Origin of the sequence: Catenulispora acidiphila DSM 44928, assembly GCF_000024025.1 — a bacterium.
Taxonomy (GTDB): Bacteria; Actinomycetota; Actinomycetes; order Streptomycetales; family Catenulisporaceae; genus Catenulispora; species Catenulispora acidiphila.
In genome coordinates, this window is the sequence record NC_013131.1 from 4702177 (window position 1) to 4720445 (window position 18269).

Genomic DNA, 18269 nt, shown 5'->3' on the forward strand with positions numbered 1-18269 from the left:
CCAGGGGTGATGCCGCGGTGCGGTGCGGTCGATGCGGCGCGGTCAGGGCGATCAGGGCGGTCGGCGCGGCCGAACCGACCGCCGCCTCAGCCGCGCCGCCTGCGCATCTCGATCCGCGAGCGAGTGAACCCGGCCGCCCCGGCGGCGGCCAGCAGCGGCAGCGCCACGACCACCACGCCGAGGTACAGCCAGGGCGGCGCGAACTGTGTCTGCTGCGCGTTCAGCAGGTTCTCTGGGTTCGCGGCGACCTGCTGTGCCTGCGACTCGATGATGGCCACCGCCGGCAGCAACCCGAACGCCACTCCCAACACCGAGCCGAGCCCGGCGGTGACCGCGGCCTGCGAACCGGCCAGCAGGCGCCGGACCCGCGGACGTGCGCCGACCGCCGCCAGCGTCTCCAGGTCGGCTTGCGCGTCGGTGATCGCCAACCCGGTGGCCACCGCCGCCGCCCCGAGCATCACGATCCCGGCGACCGCCGCCAGGGCGAGCACGCCGACCCAGGTCTGACTCTGATAGCCGCGCTCGACGTAGAAACGCTGCTGGATTCCCGCTGCTCCCACCAGATCGTCGGCCTTCTGCTCCTCCTTGCTGGTCGGCATCCGCGAGTCGTCGAACAGAAGGGCCATCGGTGCGTACTTCACCCCGAAGCCGGCGAACGCCTCCGGGGAGACGATGGCCGAGACGTCCGCGCGCGGGCTGTTGACGAACGCCGCCGGCAGCGTCGCCGTCGCGGTACTCACAGGACACTGCGTCTGCTGCTGATCGCACCCGGAGTTGAAGGTGAACGCCACCGTCGGCTTCGCCCCGGCGGTGGCGAGGTCGTACTTGTTGAACACCACGGCGCCGCCGGCCTTCAGCGTGTCCTCGGCAGCCTGGTCCGTGTGGCCCAGCAGGAGCCGCACCAGATCGGGACCGCCGGCGACCACGGTGGAGCTGCCGGTGAAGAACTCGAGCACGCCGCTGAGGCTGGGGCCGCAGCGTGCGTCCTTGGCCATCGCCGCGCCGTTCAGCGCCTGCGGGCAAGCGTTCTCCGGCAGGCGGGCCACCGTCGGCGAGGGCGGCGAGGTGTCGCCGCCGCCGTAGCCCACGCCCTGCAACACCGCGGACTGCGTCGACGGCAGTACCGCGTTGATCTGCGTGGCCAGGCGGTTCGCCACCGCCGGCGTGACACCGTTGCCGTCACCGAGTGAGGCCGTCGCCTGACCCATGCGCAGCTGGCTGGTGTAGTAGTGCCGCTGCTGCGCGTCGTCGGAGCTGATGACCATGGCGACCGTCGTCGCCCCCGCCACCGCCGCCATGATCGCCGCCACCGCCGGAGCGGTCCGGCCGCGGTTGCGGGCGCTGTCGCGCAGTGCCAGCCGTCCGGTCAGCGGCAGCGCGCGAGCCAGCTTGCCGGCCCACGCCACCAGGACCGGCGTGCACGCCACCAGACCCAGCTCGGCCAGGAACACCCCCGCTGCGACCATTACCGCGTTGCCGTGATGCCAGGCGCCGAACAGGATCAGGGCCGTGCCGAGCACGACGCCGATCAGCCCGACCAGCGGCAGCTTCCATGGCGTCGAGGACTGCCCGCGCCGTCCGGTCAGCGCGACCAGGACGTCCTGGCGCGCGGTCGCGATCGCCGGAGCCACCGCCGCCGCGAGCCCTGTGCCGACACCGACCGCCGCGGCAGCCAACAGCTCCAGCGGCTTGAGCCGGAACCCTCCCATGGTCTGCTGCGAGTAGTGCCCGAACCACGGCAGCACCGCCGCCGCGCTCGCGATGCCGACCACCGCGCCGATCACCCCGCCGGCCGCCCCGAGCACCACGCCGTCGGCCAGCACGATCCGGCGCAACCGCCGGCCGTCCGCCCCGGCCGCGCCGAGCAGACCGAAGTCCCGTCTGCGGCGGCGCGCGCTGACCGCGAACGCCGGCCCGGCGAGCAGCACCACCTCCAGCAGGACGATGGACAGCCCGATCGCCGCCACGGCGAGCGTCGCGCCGTTGTTGCCGGCGTCGGAGAAGACGCCGCTGGGGTACGCGGTGTAGTAAGGGACCTGCGATCGCGGCGGCGGATCGGCCAGGAGGCGCTTGGATTGCACGGTGAAGCCTTGTGCGTTCAGGCGCTGTGTCAGACTCCAGTCGACGCCGCCGGGGACGGCGATCGCGAAGGCGGTCTGACCGGCCGACTGCTGCGTGGCGAAGACGCCCGGGTGGGCGAAGACGATGTCGTCGTACGGGTCTTCTTTGCTGGTGTAGATCCCGCTCACGCGGACGGTCTTGGCCGGCAGTGGATCATCGCTGCCTTGGCCGTCGGCGGTGCCGACCGGGCGCACGGCGATGGTGTCGCCGGCGTGCTTGTGGAGCTTGCCGGCCAGCGAGCTGCTCAGCGCGACCTCCTCGGCGGAGGCCGGAGCGCTGCCGGCGACGCGGTGGACGGTGCCGGCCAGCATCGGGTCGGCGATGTCGGCGTCCTGCAGCTGCCCCCAGGCCCGGCCGGCGTCGTTGACGATCTGCACCTGCGAGCCGTAGAGCGTTTCCGGCTGCGCGATGTGCGATCCGGCGGGCAGCAGCGCGGACAGGTTCGCCACGCTGGCCGGCGACGTGCGCAGCTCCGGCGACGTGCGCAGCTCCGGCAGCGTGTTCTGGTTCGCGTCGCGCACCGGTTCCGCACCCCGCATGTCAGGGGTCTGGTACATCGGGACGCTGACGTCGGTGACGAGCGCGTCGTAGCTGCCCATCTGCCACACGGCCTTCTGCTCGGCCGTGATCTGCGAGCTGCGCCACAGCGTGTCGGCCGCCGAGGCACCCGCCACCGGCAGCGCGAGCATCGCCACGACCAGCGCCGAGCGCTTCTTGTTGCGCCATGCCTCCCGGCGCGCCACCCGCAGCGCGAGTCCCCAGCTGCTCACGCGCGGGCCTCGCCGATCAGCAGGTCCTCGGCGCGCTGGGAGGGTGCGGATTCATCGACGATGAGGCCGTCGCGGATGAAGACGATGCGGTCGGCCCAGGCGGCGTGGCGGGCTTCGTGGGTGACCAGGACGCCTGCGGCGCCTTCGTCGCAGCGCTTTCGCAGCAGGCGAAGGACCGCCTCGCCGGTCTCGGTGTCCAGCGCGCCGGTGGGCTCGTCGGTGAGGATCAGACGGCGATCACCGATCAGTGCCCTGGCGATCGCGACGCGCTGCTGCTGCCCGCCGGACATCTCGTCGGGAAAGCGGTCGGACTCGGCTTGCAGACCTACTTCTTCGAGCGCTGCCAGCGCTTCGACGCGGGCTTTGCGCGCCGATATGCCGTCGAGTTCTCGTGGCAGGGCAACGTTTTCGGCGGCGGTGAGCGCCGGGATGAGGTTGTAGTCCTGGAAGACGTAGCCGACCGAGCGGCGCCGGATGGCTGCCAGCTGCGGCTTGCTCTGGGAGGACAGGGGAGTGTCCTCGACCAGGACGTCGCCGCCGGTGGGGGAGTCCAGCCCGCCGGCGAGCGAGAGCAGCGTGGACTTCCCCGACCCCGACGGACCCATCACCGCCACCAACTCCCCGGCGCGGACGACGAGGTCGACGCCGCGCAGCGCGTGGACTTCGGCCGCGCCTTTGCCGTGGGTGCGGGTGACCCTGCGCAGTTCGAGGATCGTGTTGCCGGTCATATGGATTTCCCCTCCGTGGTGGCGACGACTGGTGCGGCGGTTTCGTGCGTGGTGCTGCTGTTTCCGGTACGTGTGGCGGCGCTGGTACTCGCTCCGTTGTCGGTCCCGTTGTCGACGCCGTTGTCGACGCCGTGCGACCGACCCCGGCCCTCCCGCGCGTGCCGCAGCACCCGCGCCTCAACGTGGTCCAGCCACCGGATCTCCGCCTCGCACTGGAAGATCATCGACTCCAGCACCAGCGAGGCGGCCAACTCCCCGACATCCAGCCGCGCCTTGACCCGCGTGTAGTCCTGCAACGCGGCCAAAGCATGCTTGCGCTGAGCGTGCACGATCCCCGGCACATCAACCCCGTCCACCGTCACGGCGAGCGCCAGCTTCACCGCCAGCTCATCCCGAGGCCGCTCCGCCCGCGTCACCGGCCGCGCGAACCAAGCGAACAACTCATCGCGCCCAGCCCCGGTGATCCGATAGAACACATGATTCGCGCCATCCTGCCCAGCAGGCTCCACCAACCCATCCCGCTCCAACCGACTCAACGTCGTGTACACCTGCCCGATATTGAGCGGCCACGTAGCCCCCGTCCGCTCCTCGAACTCAGCCCGAAGCTGATAGCCATAACGATCGCCATCAGCAAGGACAGCCAAAAGAGAGTGCTTGACGGACACGTCACCACCCCCTTGCATACTCAGTATGGTTGCGGGTCACGGCTATATAGATACCCGGTATGCATCCCAGAGGCAAGTGCCCAGCCGTTCCGCTGCGAAGGACCAGCGGCTAGGCCAGACGCCGCGCCATTTCGCGCATGACATGTGCGGGGAGCGCCGGGTTGCGAGCGGCGTCGCGGGCGGTGCGCTCGTCACGGGCTTGCCTTCCCGCCTCCTCGTGGAGCTCTTGCGGGATCATCGATGAGCCGTTCCACCAGGTCTAGGGTGGACTGCGGGTCGTCGCAGGATTCGGCCAGCTGCACGACCAAACAGCGCCTCGCCTTCTTCCATAAAGATCAGATAACAGGCCCTAGGCGAACCTCAAAGGGGTGCGCACCATCCACTCGCCAGCGCCATGTCTCCCCGAACCCCTCATCAAAGACCGCACATGCCAGCATTGAGCCCCAACCAAGGCGGCCCGCGCCAGCACCTTGCCCCTTCCGCCAAGCCCTGGCCAAGGCCGCCCCCGCCAACACCGAGCCCCTCCCGCCAACCCCTCACCGCGCCGCCGCGCCGCCCCTCACCGCCCCGCCAACACCGTGCCCTCCGCCAAGCCCTCACTGCACCGCCGCGCCGCGCGCCAAGCCGCCCCTCACCGCCCCGCCAACACCGTGCCCTCCGCCAAGCCCTCACTGCACCGCCGCGCCGCGCGCCAAGCCGCCCCTCACCGCCCCCGCCCACCAGCCCCAAGCCCCCGCCCCTGCCCCTTAGCCTCCAACATCAACAAATCCGCCTCCCGAAAAGCCTCCGCCAACCCCTGCCCCGCCAGCGCCGTGAGCCCCATCGTCAGCGACACCGGCGTGCCGGGCGCGAGGCCGGCCCAGTCGTGTGCGGCGACTGCTGTCCTGAGGCGGGCCACCACCTCGCGCGACTCGCTGAGGCCCGTGCCTGGTAGCACGATCACGAACTCGTCCCCGCCGTACCGTGCAAGGAAGTCCCCGGCGCGGAGTGCGCGCGACAACACCGCCGCCACCTGCTGCAGCACCTCGTCTCCGACCAGGTGCCCGTGGACCGTGTTCACCTCCTTGAAGCCGTCCAGGTCGGCGACTCCCAGGACCCCTGCGCCGCCTCGTGCCGTCAGCTCCGTGACGTAGCGTTCCAGGTGGCGGCGGTTTGGGAGGCTGGTCAGGGGGTCGGTTTGGGCCTCGTCGGCGTAGCGGGTGACGTTGCGGCGGAGTTCGTCGAAGTCCAGGCGGGCGGTGATGCCGTCGACGAACAGGTCGTAGACCTGCTCGCTGGCTCGGGCGAGGAGGTAGGTCACTTCGCGGTCGGCGGCGTGGGCGGCTGCGTAGTTGCCGGAGGCGATGTGTGCCAGTGCTCTGAGGCGGGGGACTTCGGCGCGGCCGAGGCGGGTTTGGGCCGTTCGGGCGTCGCCGAGGAGGTCCAGCGCTTCGCCGGGCTGTCCCTCGGCTATGAGTAGTGCCGCGTCGCCGAGGCGGGACAGCTCGATGCTCTCGGGGAATTGCTCGTGGCGCAGGCGCAGCAGGCGTCTTGCGTCTCCTTCGTACTTTCCGCCCAGGACCGCGTAGCGCGCCATCGCGTAGCCGAGGTAGGGGACCTCCATCGCGATGAGGTTGTCGGCGTTCAGTCGATCGACCAGGTCGCCGAGGACCGCCTTGGCCGAGCCGGTCTCGCCGCGCTGGTCCAGGAACACCGCCTGGCGGACGCGGATCTCCGGGTGCGCGGTGAGCTTGCGGTCCTCGGCGGTGCCGAAGCGGGCGATGTCCTCGGCGTGGCGTTGGGCGGCGACGGCGTGGCGGTGGAAGCCGACGAGTGAGTAGGTGACGGCCATCGAGATCCAGGGTCGGATGGCGTCGCGGTCCGCGGTCGTGGCCTCCAGCGCCTGGGCGCCGCGGACCAGGTCGGTGATGCAGCGTTCCAGCGAGCCCTTGCGGTAGGCGAAGAAGGCCGCGAAGGCGTGGAACTCCCCGACGTCGGCCGGGCGGGCGCCCTGCTCCTGGATGAGGGCCCAGGCCGCGTCGATGATCGGCGGGCACTCGCGCAGGTGGTCCATGTTGAGCAGCGCGGACAGCTTCGCCAGCAGGACGCCCAGCACTTCGGCCGGCTCGGTGAGCTCGGCGAGCAGCCGGTCGGCCTCCTTCACCGCCTCGGCCTGCCGGTTGGCCCAGTTCAGCCGGGCCACCGCCAGTCTGGGCTCTTCAGCTCTCATCGCCCCCGCCCCCCGAGTATGGTGAGGACCTGCACCTTTCCATCATCAAATAGGCTCCGCGCCCGCGCCACGGCATGCACCCCGTCCCGACTCGCGTCCCTGCCGCCATCTGAGGGACCCTGGAGGGGTGAACGCCACGCGCTCGATCGCGCGGTGTCGGCGTGACGGGTTGGAGGCGGCCTGACCGTTCATGGTTGACGACACGTCCCACGAAAGCGCGAGCACCGCGGATCCTCCGCCCAACCGCCGGAGCCTGGAGCAAGCCCAGCCGCCCCGGCGCCATCCCGTCGTGGGCGTCGCCACGGCCCTGCTGCAGGCCGACGGCCGCATCGTCCACTGGAGCGCCGCCGCCGAGGCGATGCTCGGCTACTCCGCCGCCGAGGCCGAAGGCGCCCTCGCCATCGACCTGCTCGGCTCCGAACGGCTCCGCGGCGACATCCTGACCATCTACGACGCCATCTTGCAGGGCGAGGACTGGACCGGCGTCTTCCCGGTCCGCCAGCGCGACGGCAACGTGGCCCAGCTGGAGATCCACACCTACCGCATCGACGCCGGCAGCCCGCCGCCGATGGTCCTGGCCACCGCGGTGGACGTGCGCGCCGTCCGCGAGGTCGAAGCCGACCTGGCCGTCCTGGACAGCTTCTTCAGCCAGTCCCCGGTCGGCATGGCGGTCTACGACACCGAGACCCGCTTCGTCCAGCTCAACGCCGCCCTCGCGGCCGCGCACGGGATCTCCGTCGCCGAACACCTCGGCCGCCGCGTCCGCGACGTGCTGCCCGGCGAGGAGGGCATCCGGGTCGAAGCGCAGGTCCGGCAGGTGCTGGCCACCGGCGTGCCGATCGCCGACGCCCGCTGGGCCGGACCGACCAACGGGGACGCCGAACACGGCGACGCCGTCCACGACCACACCTGGTCGGCCTGGTACTCCCGGCTCCAGGACGCCTCCGGCCGGGTCTTCGGCGTCAGCTCGACCGTCATCGACGTCACCGAACGCCACGAGGCCGAGGAACAAGCCGCCCGCGCCCGCCGTCGCCTGTCCCTGCTGGCCGAGGCCAGCGCCGCGATCGGTGCGACCCTGGACGTCCGCCAAGCAGCGCGCGAACTGGTCAAGGCGATGGTCCCGGAGATCGCAGACGTCTGCGGTGTCCACGTCCTGGAGCATCGCTCCCAGCCCGAATCCGTGGCGGCGCAAGCGGATCCGGAGGCGTACGTAGCTCGGAGGGTGGCTTTCGACGCCGTCAGCGAGGACTTCCCCTACGACGACGTCCCGATCGGCCAACTGTTACGGCTCGACCCGAAATCCCCGTACTCCGAAGCGCTGCGCAAGCGCCAGACCGTCGTCGTCGCCCCGTCCGAGATGCCCTCGATCATCGCCAACCCGACCGGCCGGCTGAGCACGTACTACGCGCGCCGGGCCCAGACCGTGCGCGTCTCCCCGCTGGTGGCACGCGGCGCGGTCCTGGGCTTCGTGTCCTACGCGCGCGGTGCTGTCCGCGAACCCTTCGACGACCAGGACATCACCCTCGGCGAGGACCTGATCGCCCGCGCCGCCACCGCCTTCGACAACGCCCTGCTGTTTCAACGCGAGCGCGAGACAGCACTGGCCCGGCAGGAGACGCTGCGCCAAGCCAACGCCGCCCAAGGACGCCTGGCGCTGCTCAACGACGCCAGCGTCCGCATCGGTACCACGCTGGACCTGCAACGCACCGCCGAGGAACTCATCGAGGTGGTGCTGCCGCGCTTCGCGGACTTCGCAACCGTGGACCTGCTCGTCTCGGTCATGCGCGGCGACGAACCCGCCTCACCGCTGCCCGGTGAGCCGGTGGTCGTGCAAGCCGTCGCCGTCGCAGAGTCCTTCCCCTCCGGACTGACAGAGGTCGCTGACGCAGTCGGAAAGACCTCCACCCGCGACGCCGCCAAGGGCTACGCACGCAGCCTGCGCAGCGGACGTCCCATGGTGATCCCCATCGTCGATGAGGAATCGCTGGCCTCCCTCGCCTCCTCCCCGGAGCGCGTCGCCGGAGGTCTGGCCGCAGGTATCCACTCCTACCTGATGGTTCCGCTGCTCGCGCGCGGCGTCGTGCTCGGCGGCGCGGAGTTCATCCGCATGCAGGACCGCGAGCCGTTCGGTCGCGCGGACGTCGCGCTGGCAGAGGAACTGGCGGCGCGCGCCGCGCTGTGTATGGACAACGCGCGCCTGTATCGCAGGGAACGTAGAACCGCGCTGACGCTGCAACGCAGCCTTCTGCCACAGAACGTGCACCACACGATCGGCATGGAGATCGCGCACCGCTACCTGCCCAGCAGCCGGGTCAGCGAGGTCGGCGGCGACTGGTTCGACGTCGTCCCGCTCTCGTGCGGCCGGGTGGCGCTGCTGGTCGGCGACGTGATGGGACACGGCATCCGGGCCGCGGCGACGATGGGGCAGTTGCGCACGGTGGCCCGGACGCTGGCGACCTTGGACATGGAGCCCGAGCAGGTGCTGACCCGCCTGGACGCGACTGCCGCCAACAGCGGCGACGACCAGTTCGCGACGTGCGTGTGCGCGGTGTACGACCCGGTGGAGCGCTCCGGCGTGATCGCCTCGGCCGGTCACCTGCCGCCGGTGATCGTGGCGCCGGACGGGACGACCACCGTGCTCGACGTCCCGCCGGGACCGCCGCTGGGGGTCGGGGGCGTGCCGTTCGAGAGCGTGGAGTTCGTCCTGCCCGAGCGCAGCGTGATGGCGATGTACACCGATGGTCTGGTCGAGCGCCGCGGCCGCGATCTCGACGAGGGGATCAGCCTGCTGCGACAAGCGCTGACACAGCGCGACCGGCCCTTGGAAGAGGCCTGCGACGCCGTGCTGGCGGCACTGGTCCCCGGCGGCGCCGAGGACGACGTGGCGCTGATCATGGCCAAGACCGTCTCGCTGGCCGGGGACCGGGTCGCCACCCTGGCGCTGTCCGGCGACCGCCGCATGGCCGGCCAGGCGCGCAGCTTCACCCGCGGCAAACTCCGCGACTGGGGACTGGCATCCCTCACCGACCTGGCCGAACTCCTGGTCAGCGAACTGGTGACCAATGCCCTGACCCACACCGGCCACCCCCGCCAACTCCGCCTGTTCTGCGACCGCACCCTCACCGTCGAGGTCGCCGACTCCGACCCCCGAGCCCCCACCGCCCGCGGCTTCACCGACTACGAGGAAAGCGGCCGCGGCATCCAACTGGTCGACGAACTGTCCCGCCGCTGGGGCAGTCGCATCACCCGGCACGGCAAGGTGGTCTGGTTCGAGCTGGAGATCCCGTCCGGCGCGCCGACGGAGCATTAGACAGAGCATTAGACGCAGCACTAGCAGGAGAAAGCGCCGCCGCGCGGTGGGCAAGACCACCGCGCGGCGCGCAGTGCTGCTGCAGGTCCAAGCGCTAGCGCTCAGCGCCGATCGTCGTGTCCTCGCCGTGCCCGGTGTGCACGACCGTCTCGTCCGGCAGCACGAACAGCTTGGCGCGAATGGACTCCTCCAGCGTCGGAAGATCGCTGTACGAACGCCCCGTCGCCCCGGGCCCGCCGTGGAACAGCGTGTCGCCGGTGAACACACACCCGAGTTCGGCCGCGAACAGACACACCGCGCCGGGCGCGTGCCCCGGCGTGTGCAGCACCTGCAACGCGACATCGCCGATCGTGAGCGTCTGACCATCGCTCAGATCGGCGTCCCACAGCGTCGCCTCCGGATCCTCCGGTCCGCCGTGCACCAACTCCCACAACGGACGGTCGTCCGGGTGCAGCAGGATCGGCGCGCCGGTGCGCTCCCGCAGCTCCGGTGCGACGCGCACGTGGTCGTCGTGCGCGTGCGTGCACACGATCCCCTTCACCCGGCGCCCGCCGACGACCGCGAGGATCCCCTCGACCGAGTGCGGGGCGTCGATGACCACGCACTCGGTCTCATCGCCGATCACCCACACGTTGTTGTCGACCTCGAACGTCTCGCCGTCCAGCGTGAACGTCCCGGAGGTGACCCCGTGGCCGACGCGCACCGCCGTCACAGGATCACCACCGAGCGCAGAACCTCGCCGCGCTGCATGCGCTCGAACGCCGCCTCGATGTCCGTCAGCGCGATCTCCTCGCTGACGAACGCGTCCAGGTCGAGCTTGCCGCGCTGGTAGAGGTCGACGAGCACGGGGAAGTCGCGGCTGGGCAGGCAGTCGCCGTACCAGCTGGACTTCAGCGCGCCACCGCGCCCGAAGACGTCGATCAGCGGCAGGTCCGGGATCCGCATCTGCGGCGTCGGCACGCCGACGAGCACCACCGTGCCGGCCAGGTCGCGCGCGTAGAACGCCTGCTTCCACGTCTCGGGACGCCCGACCGCCTCGATCACCACGTCCGCGCCGAACCCGCCGGTCAGCTCCTGGATCGCGGCGACCGGATCGACGGCCGAGGAGTCGACGGTGTGCGTGGCGCCGAGCCGGGTGGCTGTCGCCAGCTTCTTGGCATCGATGTCCACTGCGATGATCGGATTCGCGCCGGCCAGCGCCGATCCGGCGATCGCGGCCACGCCGACCCCGCCGCAGCCGATCACCGCCACCGACTTGCCGCGCGTGACATTGCCGGTGTTGACGGCCGCGCCGATGCCCGCCATCACCCCGCAGCCGAGCAGCCCGACCGCCGCCGGGCGCGCGCTGGGGTCCACCTTCGTGCACTGACCCGCCGCGACCAGCGTCTTCTCGGCGAACGCGCCGATGCCCAGGGCCGGGGTCAGCTCCGTACCGTCCTCCAACGTCATCTTCTGCTTCGCGTTGTGCGTGGCGAAGCAGTACCAGGGCTCGCCGCGCCGGCACGCCCGGCACTGCCCGCACACCGCGCGCCAGTTCAGCACCACGAAGTCCCCGGGCTGCACCTCGGTCACGTCCGGACCGACCGCCTCCACGATGCCGGAGGCCTCGTGCCCGAGCAGGAACGGGAACTCGTCGTTGATGCCCCCTTCCCGGTAGTGCAGGTCGGTGTGGCACACCCCGCAGGACTGCACCCGGACCACGGCCTCGCCGGGCCCGGGATCCGGCACGGTGATCGTGACGATCTCGACCGGCGCGCCCTCGGACCGGGCGATGACTGCCTTCACCTGCTGCATGGCACTCCTTCGGGTAACGCTGACCGCGTTTGCGGCGATGGTTAGTGATGATATGGACACCCCGATCACGCGGGAACCACGCCACACCGGAGCACGCGTATCGTGGTCGCCGCATCCTTGCGGGATAACGTTCGGGAGGGGTTCCGCAGTTCATGACGGTCGAACATTCCGCCCTCGCGGGCTTGGACGAAGTCGCCTGGGACTCGCTCGAGCACGCCTACGGCCCGGCCACCGACGTGCCCGAGCTGCTGCGCGCGCTCGTCAGCGGGGACGAGGAGCAGGCCGCGGAGGCGGTGTACGAGCTGTACGGCACCATCTGGCATCAGGGCTCGGTCTATCCGGCGACGATCCCCGCTGTGCCGTTCCTGGTCCGGATCGCGGTATCCGGAGCCGCGGGCGCTCAGACGCCGGAGTTGTTGGGGCTGCTCGCAGACATCGCGAGCAGCTCGGATCCGCGTGGCGTTGAAGATCGTGACGCGGTGCGCTCGGCGGTCGGCGCGCACACTGAAACGATTGCCGGGCTGCTGGAGCATCCCGATGCCCCCACGCGCGCGGCGGCGCTGTTCGTGCTCGTCCACGCGTCGTCGCCGTCACGTATCCGACCCCTGATTCTTCAACGCTGGGATGCCGAAACCGAGGCGTTGCCGCGCGCCGAGGTGCTGCGCGCGATGATGCGCGTGGACTCCGAGACGGCTGCGGTCCTGGCTGGCGGGGTGCTGTCGGCTGGCGCCTCGGGCGATTTGCCGGGCGACGCTGTGCTTCGCCTCAGCGCGGCGCTCGCGTGGATTCGCGCGGGACGTGCAATGGACGAGCGCGTACGCGACGCCGCGCTGAACGGCGAAGGGGAGCTGTTCGACCAGTTCATCACCGCGCTGGCCGAGCATCAGGGCACGCATTCCGCGATCGAACTGCTGGCCGAGGCGCTGGATCGCTCACACGAAGCGCCGATCGAGGTCGCCGAGCAGTACGTGTCGACCGCCAGATTCCTGATTGTGAACTATCGCAGCGCACCAGCGTTGCTGGCTGAGCCGCTCGCGCGGTTGCTGGATCGACCGGATTTGGCGCGCCGCGTCATCGCGGTGCTGGAGCTGATCGGGCCGGATGCTGTCGGTCCCGCCACTCGAGACCGTGTCGCTGCACTGGCTGCCGGTGCCGATGGCGACGCTGACGACGGCGTCGACGACGAAGCCCTCGCCTGCCTCACCCGCTGGAACGACCCGATCGTCCCCAGCCTGCTTGCCCGCGCGCTCGGCGACCATCCGCAGATCTTCAACGGCGTCACCGAAGCCACGCCACTGCCCTTCGACGCCGACCTCCTTACCGCGATCCGTCACCGCCTCGCAGAGATCTGCGACGCCGCGCACGAACCGTCCCCTGACGCCGGCAACCTGTTCGCCGCCGTCCAGAACCGCAACGAGCCCATCCACCTCGCCAAGATCCTCACCTCGTGGGGCAGCAGCGCGAACCCCGCCGAACCCGAGCTGACCCGGCTGCTCGCCGTCAGGCCAGCGGTGGCAGCCAAAGCCCTCGCCGCCATCGGCGCGCGCTCGCTCGAAGCGATGGCGATGCTGCGGCGCGTCGCGGCAACCGCCGACGACGGCGATGCCATCCGCGCACGCCTCGCAGCAGCACAGGCCATACGTGTCCTGACTCAGGACACCGATCCGCTCGTCGCTGCCGTCCACTTCGGCCTGACTGCCGAGAGTAAGAACCCTGACGACCGCGCCGCCGCAGCCGAAGCCGCCACAGAACTCCCGGAGCACACCGACCTCCTCGCCCCGCTCCTCCTCCAGGTACTGGACGGCATCCCGGTCCCGACCCCCAGCCTTCCGGCGCACCAGGCACGAATGAAGCTCGGGCACGCCCTGTGGCTGCTGACCGGCCGGCCCGAATCCCTGATCGACGTCCTGCGCGGCACCCTGGACCTCGCAGGTGAGATGTTCACCGCGTGGACCGTCGTTACCGCCGCCGACCTCGCCGCCGAACTCGGTCCGGCAGCCCGCGAACTGGCTCCCGCCCTCGAAGCCGCGTTGGCCGAACCGGTCTCCTGCGCGGCTGCCGCGCAAGCGTTACTGGCTGTCGACCCCGAAGGCCCGTGGGCCTCCGGCGCGCGCCGTGAAGAGCTTGCCGACCGCCTCCTGGGAACCTTCGAGGCGACCAATTCGCCCGTGCCTCGCAGCCGCGCCGTCGATGTCCTGCAGATCCTCGCCGGCCACGGCCCACTGCCTGCGACCGTGGCGGCGAAGCTCCGCACCTACGCCGAGCAAGACGAACGCTTCCCGATCGGCGTCCAGGATCTCGAACACCTCCGCGCCGATGAGGAGCTTCGGTCGCGTATTCGGGCTTTGCTGTCAATCAACCCTTCGTGACCGTCAACGTCACCGAACCGCTGATCCCGTCCGACGTCACCGTGACGGTCGCCGTCCCCGCGTGCCACGCGTGCACGGCGCCGGTGACCGGGTCGACCGTCGCCACGTGCGGATCGGAGCTGCGCCACACATGCGAGGCCGGATCGGCGATCGGCACGCTGAGGGCGGGCAGATCGTCGCCGGTTGGCGTGGTTCCGGTCGCGGTCAGCTGCGTCGACTGGCCTGCCTGCAGCGTGCTCGCCGGGCTGCTCACCGTGATGCCGGCCAGCGTCGGGATCGCCGCGAACTGCACGTCTCCGTTGGGCAGCACATGGAAGAGCCCGTAGTTGTAGAACCCGCCCTCGGCTGGCGGCGCGTACGCCTCGACACCCGCGTCGGCGACGACGAAGTTCGGGATGCCGCCGGCTGTGTTGTGGCCGGTCGGGTCGAGCAGGTTCTCGGCCCAGCCGCGCGCGTGGCCGAACAGCGTGATGACGTGCGTGTGCGGATGCGTGTCCTGATACTTCTGGACCAGCGTCTCGAACATCTGCGCCTCCCAGCGGTCGGCGAACTGGCTGTCCTGCTGCGGATGCGGGTCGTAGGCGGGGACGTGGCTGACCACGAAGACCACCGGCGAGCGGTTCGCCGACAGCTGGTCGGCCAGCCACTGGTACTGCGGCGGGTCGCCGGCCGGGACCTGGTACGGGTCCGAGGGCAGAATGCCGATGTGGGAGCTGTCGGTCACCAGGATGTTCGCGGCACCCTGGGTGTAGCTGTAGTGCGTCGCGCCGAACAGGCTGGTCCAGTTCTTGTTCTCCGGGTCCGCACCCTGGGTGATCTCGTGGTTGCCGACGCCTTCGTGGTACGGCACGCCGGTACCGTCCAGCAGCGATTTCAGATACGTCAGGTTGGCGGTGCTGCCGGTGTCGCTCATGTCGCCCATGGTCTGCAGCGACAGCGCTCCGGTCTGGCTTGATGGCAGAGCCTTGATCTGTGTGCCGTCCTGCTTGAGTACGACGCTACCGGTGGAGTTCGGGTCGTCGGCGTGCGTGTGGGCGTCATCGAGTGCTGCCAAGGTGGTGCCGCCGGCACGGAATTTCGCCGGGTCCTCGGTGAACTGAAGCCACGACGGATTGTCCGGGATCGCCACGTATGGCGGCGTCACGAGCGGTCGCGGCGAGTACAGGGCTTGCAGGTCACTGACATACAGGTCACCGGACAGGGTCTGGGTCGGGCTGATGACCAGGAAGTCCAGGAACTTGACGCTCATCGGGAACTGCAATCCGGCAGGCAGGTTGGCGACGATGAGCTGCCAGCCGTCGTAGGTCACCGTGGACGGGTAGAAGTCGACGTATTGGCCGTTCACCTCGGTGTAGGCCTCGGCGAGCGTGAGGTTGCCCAGACCCAGCGGAGTTCCGGAGCCGCCGGTGCCCGATCCCTTGATCCAGATCCCGACGCCATCGGGTAGCTGCGTCTCCCCGGCCGGCGGGAACGACTCGCTCACCGTGGGGGAGAACACGACCTGCTTGACGCCGCTGCCCGCCGGGATGTCGTACTTGACGTCCATCGAGCCGGCGTCGGTGGGCAGCCGTTTGGTTGTCGTGGACAGCGAGAGGCTGCCGGTCGCGCCGCCGTGGGTGTTCACCGCCCAGTTGTTCACGTCGGTCATCGTGTCGACCATTTCAGTGCGCTGACCCACCGCGATGGAGGTGGTCGCGCTCGCGCCGTCCACGCTGGCGGTGACGGTCACCAAGCCTTCGTCGTCGGTCGCCGCGGTGAACAGTCCCGTTGTGGGATCGACGCTTCCCAGGTTCGGCGGGGAGGCGGTCCAAGCCACCGACGCGGGCAGCAGCGAGACCGGCTGCTTGTCCCGCGTCGTCGCGCTGACGGAGAGCTGCTGAGTTCCGCCGTTGTTCAGGTCGGCGGTGGCTGGGCTGAGGGTGAGCGAGGAGAGGTGGTCGGTCACGCGCAGCGGCACGGAGGAATGAGCGCGGCCAGCTGTGGCGACCAGTTCGCCGGTGCCGGGCGTGCCGGACGCCGTCAGGGTCGCGCCGTTTGTTCCGGTACTGATACTCGCCCTTGAAGACGGATGCACTGACAGCGTCACCGGATCGCTCGCGGGATTGCCGAGCGTGTCTACCGCATATGCCCCGACCGGGACGGTGCTGTTCGTCAGAACCGCCAGCGGGGCGCCGGAATTCGCGACGGCGCGGACTGCGGGAGCGGGATGCGGTTCGGTGCTGTAGAAGAAGAGTCCGTTGGCGACGGGGCGCTCGTGGCCGTCCGAGGGCGTGTTGCTGACGCTGACCTGCTGCTGCCCCGGCTGGCGCGCGACCATCTCGCTGGAGCCGCCGGAGTCGAAGACCATGGCGTTGTAGGCGCCGTGCGCGATCATCCAGCCGGCGAGCTGCGGCCGGGTCAGACCCTCGGCGGCGTCCTCCGGCTGGTGGCCGTCGAACACTGCGACGATCGCGTGCTTGCCGTCCTTGGTCACGCCCATACCGGTGACCGGGTTGTTGACGTTGTTCTCGCCGCTGCCCTGCACCGGCACGGCCATCGTGCCGTTCTGCACGAGGATGGCGCCGCCGGACAGCGCCTGGCGCGGGGCGTTGTCAGGGCTGATCGACTCCGCGATCGTCACGCGGTCGCCGGGGTGCGCTGTCGCTGTCAGCCATTGGCCGGCGGTTCCTGAGCCGACCAGGTCTTCGGTACCGGCGGGTACCTGGGTGATGTCCGTGACGTTCGGCGTCACCGCGTCGATGATCAGGACACTGGCATCGGCCGGGTCGCGGTGTCCGGTGGCGACGACCGACGCCGGGATCTTGCCGCTGTCGCCGAGGTCTGGTGTGATGCGCACCAGGCCGTTGGCGGACAGGTCCGCGACAGTGTTGACCGAGGTGATCGGGTGGCTCGCGGCGCCGTCCGTCGCAGTGCCCGAATACGCCTCGGCGCCCATGCCGATCGAGCCGTCGGCGCGCACGACCACGTTCTGGTTCCACGCCGGGTTCGGGCTCTTCACCAGCCGGCCGTCGATGACGACCATGCCGTGCGGGCTGCCGGAGCCGTAGATGTCGAAGAAGTCGCCGTTGATGCCCGCGACCGCGCCGGTGCGGTTCGCCATCGAGGAGGGGACCTCGTCGGCGGCGTCGTTGATCTCATTGTGGGACTCCACGACGCCCAGGCGGACGTTCGGGTCGGACAGGTCGACGTTCAGCTCCGTGGAGTGCTGCACACCGCCGACCGTCTGGTAGGTGTCGGTCTGGTAGTCGATACCGCGGGTGATCTCCTGCTGTGCGGTGTTCGAGGCGGTGACCACCAACGGCCACTGATCCGGCGTCGGCGGCAGCCAGGGCCGACCGTCTCCGCCGCCGCTATGTGCTGCCGTGTCGTCGGTACCGCTGGTCTGCGCGCTCGCGCCTCCGGTACCGGCCAGCGCGCCGCACACCAGCGCCGCGACCACGGTGGCCGACACCGCGAGCCGCCTTCTTCTCCGAACCATCATTCCGCTCCCCTCGGCACGAACCGTCCACCACGGGCCATCGGCTCAGGCTCGCCGAACTACGTGTCCTGTTACGTGTCCTGACAATGGCACGATGCGGCACAACCGGCTAACAGGTTGGTAAGCGCTGTCCATCCACGGCGGGCATGACGCGCTGATCCAGCTCACCGCATCGCAGGTAGCTTATTCACCCGGCTCGGTCGGGTTCTCGCGCCAGACGTATTCCGGCGGCTGGTAGGCGGCGAAGCGCTCCAGGAGCACGTCGAGATCCGTCTCGACGATCAGCATGTCGCGGTGCGGCTGGTGCAGGAAGCCCTCGCCGGTCATGTGGTCCAGGAAGGCGACCAGCGGGGTGAAGTAGTCGGCGACGTCGAGCAGACCGACCGGTTTGGTGTGCAGCCCGATCTGACCCCAGGTCCAGATCTCGAACAGCTCCTCCAGCGTGCCCGAGCCGCCGGGCAGGGCGATGAAGGCGTCGGCGCGCTCGGCCATCAGGGCTTTGCGCTGGTGCAGGTCCTCGGCGATGTGCAGCTCGGTCAGGCCCTCGTGCGCGACCTCCCACTCATAAAGCGAGCGCGGGATGACGCCCACGACGCGTCCGCCGGCCCGCAGGGCGCCGTCGGCGAGCGCACCCATCGTGCCGACGCGGGCGCCGCCGTAGACGACGGCGATGCCGCGCGCGGCAAGGGCGGCGCCGAGCTGCTCGGCGTGGTGGAGGTAGCGCTCGCCGCGTCCGTGCGACGAGCCGGAGAAGACGCAGATGCTCAGCACTCTGCGATTGTACGTGGGTTGACGGGTTGGTGGGGTTCTGACCTGGCGGGGCGC

10 protein-coding genes are annotated in these 18269 nt (G+C 70.3%); 2 read left to right on the forward strand and 8 right to left on the reverse strand.

Annotation, left to right across the window (positions count from 1 at the left end; translation table 11 throughout):
* Positions 1-86: 86 nt before the first annotated feature.
* The 4 genes from CACI_RS20560 to CACI_RS20575 form a co-directional block, all read right to left on the reverse strand.
* The gene (locus tag CACI_RS20560) at positions 87-2891 is read right to left on the reverse strand and encodes an ABC transporter permease (RefSeq protein WP_015792751.1); all 2805 of its coding nucleotides are present in this window, start codon (positions 2889-2891) and stop codon (positions 87-89) included.
* Positions 2888-3619 (reverse strand): ABC transporter ATP-binding protein, encoded by a 732-nt coding sequence (locus CACI_RS20565; protein ID WP_015792752.1) that lies wholly within the window; start codon positions 3617-3619, stop codon positions 2888-2890. The genes CACI_RS20560 and CACI_RS20565 overlap by 4 nt, the downstream gene beginning before the upstream one ends.
* A complete protein-coding gene (locus CACI_RS20570; RefSeq protein WP_015792753.1) occupies positions 3616-4284 on the reverse strand; it encodes a PadR family transcriptional regulator in 669 nt (222 codons plus the stop codon). Before CACI_RS20570 ends, CACI_RS20565 begins: the two co-directional genes overlap by 4 nt.
* A gap of 703 nt (positions 4285-4987) precedes the next feature.
* Positions 4988-6493, reverse strand: coding sequence for a GGDEF domain-containing protein (locus CACI_RS20575; RefSeq protein WP_015792755.1), 1506 nt, complete (start codon positions 6491-6493; stop codon positions 4988-4990).
* A 289-nt stretch (positions 6494-6782) separates the two neighbouring features.
* Between CACI_RS20575 and CACI_RS45870 the strand changes: the two genes are divergently transcribed.
* Complete coding sequence (locus tag CACI_RS45870) at positions 6783-9803, forward strand: SpoIIE family protein phosphatase (protein WP_190276786.1); 3021 nt, start codon at positions 6783-6785, stop codon at positions 9801-9803.
* Positions 9804-9897: 94 nt separating this feature from the next.
* Here the strand turns inward: CACI_RS45870 and CACI_RS20585 are convergent, their stop codons facing one another.
* Both CACI_RS20585 and CACI_RS20590 read right to left on the reverse strand, forming a co-directional pair.
* On the reverse strand, positions 9898-10515 hold the full coding sequence (locus CACI_RS20585) for an MBL fold metallo-hydrolase (protein ID WP_015792757.1): 618 nt from the start codon (positions 10513-10515) through the stop codon (positions 9898-9900).
* Positions 10512-11597 (reverse strand): S-(hydroxymethyl)mycothiol dehydrogenase, encoded by a 1086-nt coding sequence (locus CACI_RS20590; RefSeq protein ID WP_015792758.1) that lies wholly within the window; start codon positions 11595-11597, stop codon positions 10512-10514. Before CACI_RS20590 ends, CACI_RS20585 begins: the two co-directional genes overlap by 4 nt.
* Positions 11598-11833: 236 nt before the next feature.
* Here CACI_RS20590 and CACI_RS20595 point away from each other — a divergent pair, with 236 nt between their 5' ends.
* Positions 11834-13966, forward strand: coding sequence for a hypothetical protein (locus tag CACI_RS20595; RefSeq protein WP_143765334.1), 2133 nt, complete (start codon positions 11834-11836; stop codon positions 13964-13966).
* Here CACI_RS20595 and CACI_RS20600 read toward each other — a convergent pair.
* Together CACI_RS20600 and CACI_RS20605 are read right to left on the reverse strand one after the other, a co-directional pair.
* Positions 13953-17417: a phosphodiester glycosidase family protein gene (locus CACI_RS20600; protein WP_041540370.1), complete on the reverse strand. Its 3465-nt coding sequence runs from the start codon at positions 17415-17417 to the stop codon at positions 13953-13955. The genes CACI_RS20595 and CACI_RS20600 overlap by 14 nt on opposite strands.
* A 210-nt stretch (positions 17418-17627) precedes the next feature.
* On the reverse strand, positions 17628-18215 hold the full coding sequence (locus CACI_RS20605) for an LOG family protein (protein WP_015792761.1): 588 nt from the start codon (positions 18213-18215) through the stop codon (positions 17628-17630).
* Between the last annotated feature and the right edge of the window lie 54 nt (positions 18216-18269).